The following is a 14,587-nucleotide window of genomic DNA, read 5'->3' as shown; positions in this document are numbered from 1 at the left end:
ACTGTTATCCCCCAGTACGAGGCAGGTTGCCCACGCGTTACTCACCCGTCCGCCACTAAGATTTAACAAGATTCCGCCGAAGCCTCATCAGCGTTAAATCTCCGTTCGACTTGCATGTGTTAGGCACGCCGCCAGCGTTCATCCTGAGCCAGGATCGAACTCTCACGTTTAAATGTATCTCATCACTGAAGTGACTTGATCGTTCGTCTGACCAGAACTTAAGCTTGGCTTTTGTTCTGTCCGTTTTACCTTTAGTTAGGTTGTTTTGTTCTCTGAAATTTCTTTTTGGAATTTTCAGGGTTGCATTACTATTTCATTGTCAATGTGCTTTGTCTTGGCTTGTCAGCCGCAACTCTGATAGATTATCATGTCAGCAGCTTTCTGTCAAGAACTTTTTTATTTTTTTTATAGCTTGTTTCGAGAAATATTATAAGTAGTAATCAGCTCTTAAATAATGCTCTCTCGAAGTGAGCGAAATTGATTATAGCACTCCTTAAATACGAATGCAACTAATAATTTTTGAAATTGTAAAAGAAATTGCCGAGTCGATTTTATAGCCCACTATATGTTGTATCAGCATAACCCACATGTAAGTTTCAATCGCTCCAAAGCACGCTCCGAGAACCTTATTGGCACTGCTTAATATAGGTATTTTTCCGGATCCTTTTGTTCCTTTTGCAATTCCTGTGATAACTCTATATATAGAAACAACAATTGCAAGCTGAATTATTGTTTTGAATATATGAAGATTTTCCCCGTGCATAATCTTACCGATAGTACCGGCCGTAAGGGTAAAGATAACAAAGCCCACTGCCAGGGAAGCGATCTCTATGAGCTCGGATACAAGTCCGAATCTATAGCCTATAGATATTCTCCACAATAATACAATTAAAACCGCAAGTGAAATAATCACCTGCGGCGTTGAAATAAATTCCATTATATTCATATCTTGCCCTCATCCGTCAGCTTCGCTGACACCTTCTCCCAGAGGGAGAAGACTATATAATTGCCTTGGCTCAAGTGTATTGAGTTCTCCCAGAAGGAGAAGGCTTTATAATTACTTTAGCTCAAGTGTATCGAGTGATCTTTCGGTGACAAGAAGGAACTTACTTCTGACATTAGTAGGTACCATAACCTTTACTGCGCGATCGAAGGTTCCTCTGAATTTCTCTGTACCCTTCATATCATACAGGATATACTCATCCTCGCCGTATACGATTATCTGGCCGTTGTCGAAGAGAACATCCACGTATTCCGTATCGAAATATATGGTAGTATCAAGGTTACCGGTCTCACCGTAGATCTGAAGTCTGTATGCACCTTCGTCAGTATTATTTACGAAAACAACTCCGACATAGTTGTCACTATAGAATACCGACTTGATCTCCTCATCTCCTGTGAGGCTCTCTGTCTGACTGGTAGGAACCTCTTTTCCCGAAAAGAACATGAGTCTGTCATCAGCAACAGCGAAGATCTTGGAGTCATTCATGAACTGAACGTAGGGCACCACAACATCGGGATAGTCATAGCCACTTGCGTAGTTATCCGCAAGGTTCTGTCCGACGTCGCCGAAATTGAAGAACGCAACACTGGTCTTGAGCTTGCCGCTGTCCGCCTTGAGGTAGGATACGCAAACCAGCTCACCGCTGGGTGATATTGAGATATCAACTGGGTATCCGCTGTCCTGCATGGTGGTCTTGAAGCTGGCGAGCTCTTTGCCACTTGGATCAAAAAGGTATATCCAGGTGACATTCTTGTCATCAAGAACAGCTGCCACAACTCCCTGGGACGCGACACAGAAGTCTCTTATCGGAAGATTGGTATCAATCTCCCCAAGGGCGCCGCCTGTATTGGCTACGTAGATGTTATGTCCGTTGTAATCACCGATCGCAACCACGTCCTTACAGGTGTGGATTGTCGGATTCTGCATCTGGTAGGTCTGGTTCCAGAGCTGCTGGCCACTGCTGTCGATGCAGCTTGCACCGTCTTTACTGTAGGTGAGGACGTAGCCAGCGAGGTTAATGGCTTTGGCACCTGAAGCGTCTGCGATTTTCACAGATGAGGTGATATTGCTCTCAGTGAAATGCTTATCCCTCCAGCTGACGTATACGCCTGCTACTATAAGAGCGGTTGCCGCAATGACAACCACGGTCCTTATGGCAACTGCGATTCTGTGCTTCCTTATGCGCTCCTGATAGGTAGGGCCTTTGGTAGGATAGCCGTCGTACTCACCTGATTCGGCGATGTCAGGATCCTCATCCCAGTCATAGTCCCTGTTTAACGCCTCGAAGGGATTGTCGTCCCTATCATCATTATTTTTCTTCTGTAATTTTTTTAAATACTTGGTGAAATCCTTGACTTCTGCCATTTAAAACTCTTTTCCAAAATAGATCTGTCTTATAAAAAGCGATATACGGTCATTGAATCGTACTCGCGCTCCGGTCCGAACACTGCATCCGGGAAGTTGCTGTGGTGAATTGCATCCGGATAAATCTGTGTTTCAAGACAGAAGCCTTCTCTTTCCTTGTAGACTGCACCGTCTTTTCCGCCGTCTGCATCGAGGCAGTTACCTGCATAGAACTGGAATGCAGGAAGTGTCGTTGAGCACTGCATTGTAATTCCGGATTCAGGACAGGTTACAGTAGCGAAGGTTCTTCTTGTGCCGTCTGCGTTGTCGATAATAAAGTTATGGTCATAGCCGCCGCCGAGCCTTAGCTGTTCATCATCAGCGTCAATCTCAAGGCCGATGACCTTCTCTTTTCTGAAATCAAAAGGAGTGCCCTCAACGTCAGCAATCTCACCATTGGGGATCAGTCCTTTTCCTACAACAGTAGTCTTGCTTGAATTGAACTGAGCCACATGGTCTGTGATAGTGCCGGCATCGTGGCCGCGAAGATTGAAATAGCAGTGGTTAGTGATGTTGATAAGTGTCTTGGCATCACTTGTTGCATGATAGTGAAGCATCAGTGAGTTGTCCTCTGTCAAAGTGTATGTAACTGAGAACTCTCTGTTTCCTGAAAATCCAAGGTCACCATCCTCTGATTTCAATGTGAATGTGACGCTGTTGTCAGTCTCAGCAGCCTCCCATACTCTCTTATGAAAACCGTTGTCGAAATCACTGTGAAGATTGTTAGGGCCATCATTTACAGCCATTTTGAAGTCTTTTCCATCGATAGAATAAGCTGCTCCGCCGATTCTGTTAGCGACAGGTCCAACCACAACGCCAATAAAGCACGGATTGTCGAAATAATTCTCAGGGCTCTCAAAGCCGAGAACCACGTCTCTCTTTTCGCCGTTCTTATCCTTAACAAAAATGTTGCGGATAGCTGCGCCATAGTTCATAAGACAAACCTCCATTCCCTGATCGTTTGTCATATGATAACCGTAAATAGGTGCTCCGTCTTTTGTTTCTCCAAGAAACTCTCTTTTCACACTCATTTTGTTTCCTCCACTTCAAGTTGCAGTTGTTTTCTGTTAGTTATAATTCTGTTCTGCCCTCTAAAGCTCTTAGTAACGTTACTTCGTCTATATATTCAAGGTCGCCGCCTACGGGAACTCCGCTGGCGATTCGTGTGACCTTAATTCCTGTCGGCTTTATGAGTTTGCTTATATACATTCCTGTTGTCTCGCCCTCTAAGCTGGAATTGGTGGCGATGATAACTTCCTCAACATTGTCTGTCTGAAGTCTCTGCACCAGTTCCTTAAGTTTGATATCCCCGGGGCCTATGCCAAGCATGGGAGAAATCGCTCCATGTAGCACATGGTAAACTCCCTCGTATTTCCCTGTCTTTTCATAGGCTGCGAGATCCCTGGTGTTCTCAACCACCATGATTGTGCGGTGGTCGCGTTTTTCGTTAGCACAAATTGGACAAATCTCATCGTCCGTAAGCGTGCAGCATTTGCTGCAGTAATGCACGTTCTCCCTGGCATCGGTGAGGGACTTTGCGAGTCTCTCTACTCTGTCCTTAGGAAGTCCTATTATATAAAAAGCCAGTCTCTGAGCCGACTTACCACCAATCCCGGGAAGGGATGAGAGCTCGTCGATCAGTCTGTTGATATGTCCGCTGTATAGATCCATTAAAATGAAAATCCTCCGAGACGTAACTTTAATTAGAACGGAAGTCCTCCGAGACCTCCAAGGCCACCTGTCATCTTACCCATGATATCGCCCTGAGCCTTCTCTGCCTGCTCCATGGCCTCATTAACCGCTGCTACGATCATGTCCTGCAGCATCTCTACATCATCAGGATCAACCGCATCCTTAGCGATTGTGATGCCTGTAAGCTTCTTGCTTCCTGTAACTGTCGCTTCAACGGCACCGCCGCCTGCGCTTGCCTTAAACTCCTTGGTCTCGAGCTCCTTCTGGCTCTCCTCCATCTGACGCTGCATGCGCTGCGCCTGTTTCATAAGATTATTCATATTGCCCGGCATACCGCCCGGGAATCCGCCTCTCTTTGCCATTTATAATTCCTCCTGTTTCTCTTGTTTATATAGAAAAATGGTTAATAAGCTATTTTAGTCGTCTTCTGTGTCCTTCTCTTCAAAGGCATTCTCATCATCGCTGGCCTGCTGGTCATAGTCAGGTTCTACGTAGTCCATGGCCTGCTGATCGTAGTAGTCGTCCTCATCAATGCCTGTGATGATATCTCCACCGGAGTTCTCGATGTCGGATTGTTCATCCATAGGTGCTGCTTCTGCCGGGGCTTTGGCTTCCTGTAAGGGTGCTGCTTCTTCTTCCGGAGCTTCAGCTTCCTGCACAGATACTGTCTCTGCCGGAGCATCTCCTTCTTGTTGAGGTTCCTCATTTGGAACTTCTGCAGAAATAGCATTCATTCCACCAAGACTGTCCTCCGGGAATTCCGGCATCTCCACTTCTTCCTCTGTGACGATGTCGAAGTGAATGTTGTTGAGGCTTACGTACTGCTCTGCCATGGGCTTGTCACGATCCGCAAAGCGCATCTCAAACTCTACATGCTTACCGATAGCTTCGTCAATAACTGCAGAAAGTTCGCTCTTTCCGGGCTCATCGTTGTACTTATCAACGCGCTCCTTATTATCAAGCACTATGAAAAGCTTGTTATCATTGCCCTGGGAAAGGACTGCCTTCTCAAGGTACACACGCATGGGGTTACCCATTTTCACAAGGATCCTGCCCCACTCGTTAACTACACGCTTTACGTCTTCAGCTACCGCAGACTCTAGGACCTTAGCCTTCTGAGGTTCTGGTGCAGCTCCTGCAGGTGCTCCGCCGCCGGCAGCTCCAGAAGCATTAACGGTTATCTGGCCGCTTTTTATGCCGCCAAGGACACCGTCCATCTCCTCGCTTCTCTCCTCGAGAATCCTGAGTCTGTCGAGAATCGCACCTGTGTCCTCATCCATCTGAGGCTTGCAGAGTCTTATAAGTGCAACCTCTATAAGGATACGTTTCTGAGCCGCAAAGCGCAAGCTCTGTGACAGCTCAGAGAACACTCTGATGTAGCGCATTATGGTATCAATGTCTGAACTCTTCGCCAGCTCTTTTAATGCATTCAGATTGTCAGTGGACATGTCCACCGCATCCTCCATGTTATCGGAGGTGCTGACTAGCATTAGGTTCCTCAGGTACCAGATAAAGTCACTGACGAACTGCGTGAGCTCTCGGCCCTGTATTACAATCTCGGACAATAGGTTCAGCGCACTGCTGACATCCTGAGCTATCAGGTATGAAAAGAGTCTTCCGAAAATCGCGGTATCAACTGCGCCGAGGACTCCAAGCACCTTATCGTAGGTCAGCTCCTCGCCGTAGTTAAAGGCGATACACTGGTCAAGGAGACTTAGGGAATCACGCATGGAGCCATCTGCTGCCTTCGCAACATAGCGAAGGGCCTTGTCCTCCACCTTCACGCCTTCCTTATCCACGACCTCGCGGAGCCTGTCTGCGATGGTGTCGATGGTGATTCTATGAAAATCGTATCTCTGACATCTGGACAGAATGGTGATCGGAATCTTCTGTACTTCAGTGGTTGCCAGAATGAATATTACATAGGACGGGGGCTCCTCAAGGCTCTTAAGCAGCGCATTAAAAGCGCCGGTAGAGAGCATGTGAACCTCGTCGATGATGTAAACCTTGTATTTTCCAACTGTTGGTGAATATGAGATCTCGTCAATGATCTCACGAATGTTATCTACGCCGTTATTAGATGCAGCATCTATCTCAATAACATTCCCCATTGCCGCACCGGACTCTATCGCTTTACAGGTGGGGCACTCACCGCAAGGGCTTCCGTCCTGCGGGTTCTCGCAGTTAACTGCTCTTGCGAGAATCTTGGCAACCGAGGTCTTACCGGTACCTCTGGTTCCACAAAACAGATATGCGTGTCCAATCCTGTCGGATTTAATCTGATTCTTAAGCGTTGTCACTATATGATCCTGACCTTTGACGTCGTCAAAGACAGGCGGTCTGAACTTTCTATATAAAGCTACGTATGCCATTTAGATCCCCATTTATCAAGCGTTGTCACCTGCCGCAATGATGTAGGTCCGGCAGGAACTACCCTTGAATTTTTTCATACTTCAACTAACTAATTATACTCAATAACCGCTTCAGCAACAACTGTTTATTGACTTAAGAGAATAGCGCTCGTATAATGAAAAAGCGCGAAAACTTGAGTTTTTGTGCGTTATGGAGTCGTATCAAAGTGGTCGTAATGAGGCGCACTCGAAATGCGTTTGTCCTTCGGGGCACGAGGGTTCGAATCCCTCCGACTCCGCTTGTTCTATGTTTTGGCTCTGCCTGTTGGCAGGGTCTTTTTTAATTCTTCTCAGACTGGTTCCCTGCGGGTATTGCTTTTCGGCGGCCGTTACGTCTATCCGCGAACTTGCTTTTCTATCGGTTGAACTGTAATGTTGTCTTTTGGGATCGCGTTACACCGGAAGGTTTTATTTCCTCAATATCGGTTGCATGCTCATGCCAGCTTTATTGACTCCGTTACGTCGATGTTCTAATTTGTTCGCGAGTTGACGCAACTCATTCCTAGACATTCTTCCCGCATATCAACCGATTTAGGTCCATCAAGTGCTATTGGTTGAACTACAACCTTAACCCCACGTTCTTCATTCATCCTATTAACCATCATTATCTCTTTTCGGTCCAATCGCAGCTGCTTTCCCCAGGTGATCATTACGTCTACCCACGAAGTATTGTTCAATTTGGTTCCCCTGCGGGAAATACGTCCTGCTTGCCGTTACGTCTATCCGCGAAGAATTGTTAATTCCGGTCCCTCGCGGGAAATACGTCCCGCTTGCCGTTACGTCTGTTCGCGAACAATTATTCAAACCGGTTGCCAGGCACTTAACACCGCCCAAACCCAATAGCCCAGATACTCCCAATAGCCTCCAAAATACCAAATAGTTCGTATCTACCCAGTTCTTATCCAAATCGAGTAGGCTGACTCCTACTCGATTTCGCACACGAACATTCCGCACTTCGTGCTCCATGTTCTTACAACCGGCAAATGAATTTGTATGCAAGCATCCATTCGCTTGCCGGTCTTGTGCAACAAAAAACTCCACGAAGCATAAGCGCTCCGCGGAGAGATTCATTCCTTACAAAATTTACTTCACACAACTTATAAGTCGTATTTAATCTTATCCTCAACAGTTATGTCTGTGCCAAGCTGAACCTCGATAATCTGAAGCTCTTCGTTGCTGTCGTTGATTACTGTGTGCTTTGAGCCGGCTTTCATATCGACGATATCGCCGGGGCGAACTGTTTTCTCAACGCCATCAATGATGGTCTTACCTGATCCGCGAACGATGCTCCATACCTCGTCACGTCTCTCGTGGCTGTGGTAGTTCATCTTATGACCGGGGTTAAGAGTAACCTTGATGGTCATGGAGTCCTTCTCAACATCAAGGACACGGTAGCTTCCCCAGGACTTCTCAGCGAACATAATAGGCTGCTCAATCTGCTCAACAAAGGGCTTGATGTATGAGCTCTGCTCCTTGTCGGAAACAAGAATTCCATCGGGAGATGCTGCGATAACTGCATTCTTAATTCCCATAACAATTACGGGGATGTTCATGTCATTGATAACGTGAACATCTTCACACTTCTCATTAAGAAGCGCCTCTCCGATAACATTCTCATCCATGGCCTCTGTAAGAGTGTTCCAGGTTCCAAGATCCTTCCAGAGTCCGCCGAAACGCATAACGTTAATCTTAGACTCTTTCTCAACTACGGCGTAGTCGAAGGAAATTTTCTCAAGAGTTTCATATTTATCAAAAAGATTCTGATAGTCTGTAAAATCAATAAGCTCGTGAGCCTTATCAAGAAGGTATGAGAGCTTATATGCAAAAATCCCACCGTTCCAGAGAGCACCCTTGGAAATGTAGTCCTTAGCTGTCACTACATCGGGCTTTTCCTTGAAGGATACAACCTTTGATACGTCGTTCTTATCCTCAGGGATGATGTAGCCATACTTCTCTGAAGGATAGGTGGGATCGATTCCCATAAGTGTGAGGTTAGCTTCTCCGTCCTCTGCAAGCTTTGAAAGCTTCTCAAGAGCGAGGAAGTAATCCTTCTCAACATACGGATCGACAGGGCATACAACTACTGACTCATCCAAGCCAACGCCCTGAACGTTGTGAAGATATGCGCTTGCAAGAGCGATTGCAGGAAAAGTGTCTCTTCTGCAGGGCTCGATTGAAACTCCAACATTTTCACCAAGCTGGTTATTAATAGCTGAAACCTGAGTCTTACTTGTTGCGATTGTTACGTTTGCGCGGGGGTCTATCTCAAGAATCTGGCGATAGACGCGCTGAACCATGGACTCATATTCGCCATCGTTACCTTTAAAAATTTTTATAAACTGTTTTGATCTGACATCGTTGGAAAGAGGCCAAAGGCGCTGGCCTGATCCACCGGATAATAAAATAATGTTCATTTATAATTCCTTATTCCACAGTAACGCTCTTAGCAAGGTTACGGGGCTTGTCCACGTCAAGACCCTTTGCAACACTTATGTAGTAACCAAGAAGCTGGAGCGGGATAACTGCGAGAGATGCAGCGAAATGTTCCTCAATCTTAGGAACGTATGCAGCAAAGTTAACTGTATCCTCAATCTCGTAATGACCGTAGGTTGTAAGCCCCATGAGGTAAGCACCTCTTGCCTTACACTCAACCATGTTGCTGATGGTCTTCTCGTAAAGGTCGTTCTGAGTAAGCACACCGATAACAAGGATGTTGTCCTCGATAAGGCTGATTGTTCCGTGCTTAAGCTCACCTGCAGCGTAGGCCTCTGAGTGGATGTAGGATATCTCCTTCATCTTAAGGCTTCCCTCGAGGGAAACTGCGTAGTCGATACCACGTCCTACGAAGAATACATCCTTAGCATTAGCATATTTAGCAGCAAACCACTGAAGTCTTTCCTTATCATCGAGAACCTTTGTAATCTTCTCGGGGATGGTCTTCATCTCAGCGATGTAGTTTGCATATTTTTTACTATCGATAGTCTCTCTTACAAATCCGAAGTGAACAGCAAGAGCATAGGTAGCAACAAGCTGAGCACTATATGCCTTGGTTGTGGCAACAGATATCTCGGGACCTGCGAGAGTGTAGAGAACATGGTCAGCTTCTCTTGCGATTGAAGAGCCGACAACGTTAACAATACCAAGGGTTGCTACGCCCTGGTTCTTAGCCTCACGAAGAGCAGCTAAAGTATCCGCTGTCTCACCGGACTGGGAGATAACGATTACCAGGTCATTTTTATCAAGAAGTGGCTTCCTGTATCTGAACTCGGATGCAAGCTCGACGCGGACAGGAATACGTGCAATATCCTCAAACACGTACTGAGCTGCCATGCCTACATGCCATGCAGAACCACAGGCAACTACAAAGATCTGTCTTAAGGACTTGATCTTCTCATCGCTGATTCCGCACTCTGTAAGGTCGATCTTTTTACCCTTAATAACTGAGTTAAGCGTATCCTCAACCGCCTTGGGCTGCTCGTGGATCTCCTTCATCATGAAGTGCTCGAAACCACCCTTCTCAGCAGCTTCTGCATCCCACTTGATCTCAACCTTTTCCTTCTGGATCTCGTCACCATCGAGGTTGTAGAAGTGAGCTTCGCCCTTACCAAGACGAGCCATCTCCTGGTTGCCGATATAGTAAACATTTCTAGTGTATTTAAGGATTGCAGGAACGTCAGATGCAACGTAGGTTGCACCGTCTGCAATACCGATAACCATAGGTGAATCCTTACGTGCTACCCAGACTTCATCCGGATAATCCTTGAACATAAGCGCAAGGGCATAAGAACCACGAACACGAACCATAGTCTTAGCTATAGCATCGATAGGTCCGATCTTGTATTTATTGTAATAATAGTCAACGAGCTTAACTGCAACCTCAGTGTCAGTCTGTGAGTAGAACTCATAGTCGTGACGCATGAGCTTCTCCTTAAGCTCCTGATAGTTCTCGATGATACCGTTGTGAACGCCAACTACGTTAGCTTCCTCAACTGTTGCACCATGCTCAAAATGATTAGATGAAACATGGGGATGCGCATTGGTCTCAGAAGGCTCACCGTGTGTAGCCCATCTTGTGTGACCGATACCGATTGTTCCCTGAAGGGATGCTCCATCATTTGTTTTCTCAGATAGAACCTTAAGTCTGCCCTTGGCCTTAACTACCTTGACCTTATTATCTGCCCCTCTTACAGCAAGTCCTGCTGAATCATATCCACGATATTCAAGCTTAGAAAGTCCATCCAGAAGAATGGGCGCTGCCTGTTTCTTACCTACATATCCAACTATTCCGCACATATTTTTTCCTCTTAAGTAAAACTGCGTTTATTTGTTTAGTTTACCAACATATTATATTCATTTTTTAAAAATACACAAGTTTTCGAATCTTTCCCTGAGTATTCCTGCTGCCCTCTCAGGTGACATGCGCTCCCTGATATACTTCGCAGCAGCCTCCTTTTTGTACTCATAGAAGGCCTTGTCGTCATGAAGTCTTCTGATAAAATCTGCTGCCACATGCACGTCCGGATCAGCCCAGTGATTCCCCTTGTGATACGGAGGTGTCTCCTTCTCAATCTCGATTATCTTCACAGGAACCATGCAGCAGGCATCCTCTGACATGAACTCGGAGTTAGCAGACCAGTTAGTGGAAACTGTCGGTGTTCCAAGGAACATCGCCTCCGCCATCACAAGACCAAAGCCCTCTGAACGATGGAGAGAGATGTGAGCATCAGCACACTTTATAAGACTGTTGAACTCCTCCTTACTGTAGCTGTCTGTAAGAATGTAGACATTCTCATAACCATTCATAAGTTCCCTTAGGTGTGCCATCTCTGACTCCCCTGCGTGGGTAGCCTTAATGATGAGGCCGACATCCGGAAGATCAGTTGGGAATGCCTCGCGGTATGCTGCGATAGCTGCCTCGGGATTTTTGCGGTCGGAATTACTAAAGCCATCGTAAGATAAGATATATAAAAACTTATCTTCAGGAATTCCGAAGTAATCTCTGTCACATTCCTCCAAAGTCTTAGGTTCATTCATCGCATAGGGGACTGTGTATACCGGCTTATCCGTCACTGTTCGAATGGCATTTGATACAAACTCAGAAGGCGACCATATCTCATCAAACATCTGAATCTGATATACCCACTCCGCAGGGAACTCCGGAACCTCCCACAGCCAATACGCTATCTGGTATCTGTTATCAAAATCGCCTCTTCCAGATTTTAGAGCAAAACCCACAATCTCATTTGGATTTATATGAATCAGGTTAACGTTATATTTAAGCTTCTCTGCCTCATAACCTACATAAGACGTATTTGTCTCACTGGCGTTTTTATTCTGAAAACAATTCTTAATCACAAAAGGTATCCCTGAAACCCTTATAGTCTCGGCAACCAAACGGCAGCTCTCTCCAAGCCCGAAATCGCCCCTTGCATGTCCAATTAGATTTATCCCTTCAGGATATACTCCAAAATCCTTACCTTTCCGTTTAATTTTAGGGTAATTCATCTGGAATATCAAACCACGGACCTGCTCACGAAAAATATATGGAAAAATTGTCTTTAATATTTTTTTAGCAAGATTTTTCATACTCTTTAAGTTCACGATAAGCCTGCGCTCTGTCCTTTATAAGCATCACAACCCCCAATATAAAAAACACAGCAGAAATAGTAAGGGCTGTATACGCAAGGAAACCCACTCGTTTATTCTCTATTCGTGAAAAATGCGGCTTTGTGATAGTTATCTCCGCACCCTTTGTAATCGAATAAATATTGATTTCTCCTGAAGCAGGGTGCTCTATATTATCAAAAAAGAGATCTCCCTCTACAACATTTTCACCTTCATGAAGTACCGAAGTAAATGAGCAGGCAGACATATCATACTCGCCAGCTGACAAATCAGTAACCACCTCTGCCTCAGGTACCCCTGACAAAGAAGCTTCAAACTTAACATGAAAGCTCTCACCGGACATAAAAGACACGGGCGCATGAAGCACAAGATTGTCTTTTAAAACACTCTCAAAGCTATAATTTCCATAAGGGATATTCTCAATTTCAAAACCAGTTGAAAAATCAGTCAAAATAAGACTCTCGTTATTCCGTACCGGAGCCCTGTTCGTAGATGCAAGACTAAATGCCACAAGGCTAAGATATGAAACCAGAAAGCAAATGGCCAATCTGAATTTTCTTTTTTTAAACAATTCCATACTGTTACTACCTATATATCAAAATTATGTATTATTATCTTCGTTCACAAATTCAGAAAAAACAACTGCTCCAATCACAATCAGCGCAATAATAAGCACAATGCTTCCTCTGTAACCGGAAGCATATATAGTGGGTGAAAGTCCCATCATCCACCTTGAACCAAAAGCCCCTATGAAAAAAGCCTCCAAAGAAAGCGCAACTTTCTTGTCATCTAAGGCAAGCCATATAGAAATTACCAGTGCCACTAAGAATATCCCAATAAGCATCCATTCAAGCAAAGCACTCCCTGAAAACAGATTCCCTACACTGACAAGGCCATTCCTTGGGACTTCAGCCGCAATCTTCATCCACCACGAAGGAATTATTCTCTTACAAATAGGAAATAACTTCCCAATAAAGTTATCTTTGCAGGCTCCAAGAACAAAAAGCAAAAGAATTCCCATAGGTAGAGATCCTATAGTTCTCAAAAGAAAGCTCCTATGTTTCTTCATTATCACAGCAAATAACATAACTGTAATCACTATTAAAAAGAGATTATTCTCCCTTAGCATCCATGAAACGCCTGTTGTAAAGCCAATTTCAAGTTTGTCTGCAAGAGTCAGCATACCATAATTCGGAAACCAGTACCGCAGATTTGACTCAGATCTGATAGCATTCCCAGGACATAAAAGAGCCACCAGAAAGCTTAATGCAGCTAAAATAAATAGCCAAAGATGGAGAAAGTCCATCTTTCCGCGCAAAATCCCATATAAAACCGCTATCCCATAAACAAAGGAAAGGACAACTGCCATCTGTTCAAGATTAGCTGCGTACAAAATTGCAAGCGAATACAAAAACGAGTTATACTTCCTGTCCTCAACAGCATAAAGCTTTTTAAGCGGAATCATAGCCACTATACCCAAAGCAATAGGCGTCAGATACGTGTGAGTTGTAGCTATCCAGCCTGCGGATCCAAGAATAACGAAAGGAAACAACAACGAAATAACACCAAGGAAAATGCTTGCGCCCAAACTCTTTTTTATGAAAAGCTCCTCTATTCCGCGAAGCATCACATACCATGAAACACCCATTCCAAGAGCCCACACAGACTTTGGACTCTTCTCAAATATCATAAGCACAAACTCAATCAGAGTTCTGGATGACCATGTAAAAAAACGTCCATAGACATAATTCCACATATCTGCTACTGATGCACCTTTTGCAAAGTCATGATAGAAATTAAGATCATCATGAGTAAGCGGTGTAAAACACAAAAACACCGCCAATACCGCCGCGCTTAAGACAAAGGGCAGAGAACACACTATTCTGTTTTTAGAAGAGAAAATTCTCATATCTTTCATCTTGCTCTATCTTGACCTCTGACTTAAATCACTTTACTTCAATCGGAATCAGACGCTCATCTTCTCCAACCTTATAATAACAAAACAGCTCATAATCCTCGCCAATGCTCTTACCTGAAAAAACCGAGGTCATCCATTTGGCTGTAACTCCTGACCAGGTATAATAAACACCGTCACCAAGATCCTTAGCCGTTTGCTTACGTCTGTTTACCTCAGTCGGAAGCCTAAACCAACTGCCATCCTCACGATTCCTTGCAACTATCCACACTTCCAGAAGAGTATCCCTTGTGGGCTGCCCCTTCCTGACAATCCAGCCATCAATCGAATCTGTAAACCGGCCTCTGATAATGCCTGAAAAATCGTATGCATATTCAGAAGAATCACCAAGCGCCTTTTCATAAACCTGAGAATAATCCGCCACCGATGGTCTTGCCTCGATAACATTCATAACAACCCACAAAGCTGCAAACACCACGATGGAAGCTATAAGAATTAAAAATATTACCTTTTCTTCTTTTCCTTTTATGTGCATCT

The 14,587-nt window shown here is 44.8% G+C and carries 11 protein-coding genes, 1 tRNA gene, 1 rRNA gene and 1 pseudogene; 1 reads left to right on the top strand and 13 read right to left on the bottom strand.

Going from position 1 to position 14,587, the window contains the following annotated elements; all coding sequences use genetic code 11:
* The 7 genes and pseudogenes from G601_RS0105010 to dnaX form a co-directional block, all read right to left on the bottom strand.
* Nucleotides 1–170, bottom strand: a 16S ribosomal RNA gene (locus G601_RS0105010); the annotation flags it as partial.
* 323 nt (nucleotides 171–493) lie between these two features.
* Complete coding sequence (locus G601_RS0105005; protein WP_026664684.1) at nucleotides 494–946, bottom strand: CvpA family protein; 453 nt, start codon at nucleotides 944–946, stop codon at nucleotides 494–496.
* A 111-nt stretch (nucleotides 947–1,057) separates the two neighbouring features.
* The gene (locus G601_RS0105000; protein ID WP_026664683.1) at nucleotides 1,058–2,368 is read right to left on the bottom strand and encodes a DUF5711 family protein; all 1,311 of its coding nucleotides are present in this window, start codon (nucleotides 2,366–2,368) and stop codon (nucleotides 1,058–1,060) included.
* A gap of 29 nt (nucleotides 2,369–2,397) precedes the next feature.
* Nucleotides 2,398–3,438, bottom strand: coding sequence for an aldose epimerase family protein (locus G601_RS0104995; protein ID WP_026664682.1), 1,041 nt, complete (start codon nucleotides 3,436–3,438; stop codon nucleotides 2,398–2,400).
* Nucleotides 3,439–3,478: 40 nt separating this feature from the next.
* The gene (recR, locus tag G601_RS0104990; protein ID WP_026493085.1) at nucleotides 3,479–4,078 is read right to left on the bottom strand and encodes a recombination mediator RecR; all 600 of its coding nucleotides are present in this window, start codon (nucleotides 4,076–4,078) and stop codon (nucleotides 3,479–3,481) included.
* Between the two features lie 32 nt (nucleotides 4,079–4,110).
* Nucleotides 4,111–4,461, bottom strand: coding sequence for a YbaB/EbfC family nucleoid-associated protein (locus G601_RS0104985; RefSeq protein WP_026493084.1), 351 nt, complete (start codon nucleotides 4,459–4,461; stop codon nucleotides 4,111–4,113).
* Between the two features lie 414 nt (nucleotides 4,462–4,875).
* A pseudogene (dnaX, locus tag G601_RS21995) lies at nucleotides 4,876–6,471 on the bottom strand (DNA polymerase III subunit gamma/tau); the annotation flags it as partial.
* Nucleotides 6,472–6,663: 192 nt separating this feature from the next.
* Between dnaX and G601_RS0104975 the strand changes: the two are divergent.
* Nucleotides 6,664–6,749 (top strand) — tRNA-Ser (locus tag G601_RS0104975).
* 858 nt (nucleotides 6,750–7,607) lie between these two features.
* On the opposite strand, the gene G601_RS0104960 is transcribed toward G601_RS0104975, so the two are convergent.
* The 6 genes from G601_RS0104960 to G601_RS0104935 all read right to left on the bottom strand — a co-directional run bounded on the left by G601_RS0104960 (nucleotide 7,608) and on the right by G601_RS0104935 (nucleotide 14,585).
* A complete protein-coding gene (locus tag G601_RS0104960) occupies nucleotides 7,608–8,924 on the bottom strand; it encodes a sugar phosphate nucleotidyltransferase (protein ID WP_026664680.1) in 1,317 nt (438 codons plus the stop codon).
* Nucleotides 8,925–8,934: 10 nt separating this feature from the next.
* Nucleotides 8,935–10,803 carry a glutamine--fructose-6-phosphate transaminase (isomerizing) gene (glmS, locus tag G601_RS0104955; protein WP_026664679.1) on the bottom strand — a complete coding sequence of 623 codons (1,869 nt, stop codon included), beginning with the start codon at nucleotides 10,801–10,803 and terminating at the stop codon, nucleotides 8,935–8,937.
* A 57-nt stretch (nucleotides 10,804–10,860) separates the two neighbouring features.
* On the bottom strand, nucleotides 10,861–12,015 hold the full coding sequence (locus G601_RS21990; RefSeq protein ID WP_196808808.1) for a glycosyltransferase family 4 protein: 1,155 nt from the start codon (nucleotides 12,013–12,015) through the stop codon (nucleotides 10,861–10,863).
* A gap of 64 nt (nucleotides 12,016–12,079) precedes the next feature.
* Nucleotides 12,080–12,712, bottom strand: a complete 633-nt coding sequence (locus tag G601_RS21985) for a hypothetical protein (protein WP_026664678.1) — start codon at nucleotides 12,710–12,712, stop codon at nucleotides 12,080–12,082.
* A gap of 24 nt (nucleotides 12,713–12,736) precedes the next feature.
* Complete coding sequence (locus G601_RS0104940; RefSeq protein WP_207638022.1) at nucleotides 12,737–14,053, bottom strand: DUF6056 family protein; 1,317 nt, start codon at nucleotides 14,051–14,053, stop codon at nucleotides 12,737–12,739.
* 28 nt (nucleotides 14,054–14,081) lie between these two features.
* Complete coding sequence (locus tag G601_RS0104935; protein ID WP_155834467.1) at nucleotides 14,082–14,585, bottom strand: hypothetical protein; 504 nt, start codon at nucleotides 14,583–14,585, stop codon at nucleotides 14,082–14,084.
* Between the last annotated feature and the right edge of the window lie 2 nt (nucleotides 14,586–14,587).

Source organism: Butyrivibrio sp. FC2001 (assembly GCF_000424125.1).
Classification (GTDB): domain Bacteria; phylum Bacillota; class Clostridia; order Lachnospirales; family Lachnospiraceae; genus Butyrivibrio.
Note: the sequence above shows the minus strand (reverse complement) of the source record. Positions and strands in the feature narration are given on the sequence as shown.

What these genes read in the sequence shown, in the direction of transcription:
- G601_RS0104995 (WP_026664682.1), bottom strand. Translation starts at nt 3,438, where the DNA reads ATGAGTGTGAAAAGAGAGTTTCTTGGAGAAACAAAAGACGGAGCACCT.
- G601_RS0104985 (WP_026493084.1), bottom strand. Translation starts at nt 4,461, where the DNA reads ATGGCAAAGAGAGGCGGATTCCCGGGCGGTATGCCGGGCAATATGAAT.
- G601_RS21990 (WP_196808808.1), bottom strand. Translation starts at nt 12,015, where the DNA reads ATGAATTACCCTAAAATTAAACGGAAAGGTAAGGATTTTGGAGTATAT.
- G601_RS21985 (WP_026664678.1), bottom strand. Translation starts at nt 12,712, where the DNA reads ATGGAATTGTTTAAAAAAAGAAAATTCAGATTGGCCATTTGCTTTCTG.
- G601_RS0104940 (WP_207638022.1), bottom strand. Translation starts at nt 14,053, where the DNA reads ATGAAAGATATGAGAATTTTCTCTTCTAAAAACAGAATAGTGTGTTCT.
- G601_RS0105000 (WP_026664683.1), bottom strand. Translation starts at nt 2,368, where the DNA reads ATGGCAGAAGTCAAGGATTTCACCAAGTATTTAAAAAAATTACAGAAG.
- G601_RS0105005 (WP_026664684.1), bottom strand. Translation starts at nt 946, where the DNA reads ATGAATATAATGGAATTTATTTCAACGCCGCAGGTGATTATTTCACTT.
- G601_RS0104960 (WP_026664680.1), bottom strand. Translation starts at nt 8,924, where the DNA reads ATGAACATTATTTTATTATCCGGTGGATCAGGCCAGCGCCTTTGGCCT.
- G601_RS0104935 (WP_155834467.1), bottom strand. Translation starts at nt 14,585, where the DNA reads ATGCACATAAAAGGAAAAGAAGAAAAGGTAATATTTTTAATTCTTATA.
- glmS (WP_026664679.1), bottom strand. Translation starts at nt 10,803, where the DNA reads ATGTGCGGAATAGTTGGATATGTAGGTAAGAAACAGGCAGCGCCCATT.
- recR (WP_026493085.1), bottom strand. Translation starts at nt 4,078, where the DNA reads ATGGATCTATACAGCGGACATATCAACAGACTGATCGACGAGCTCTCA.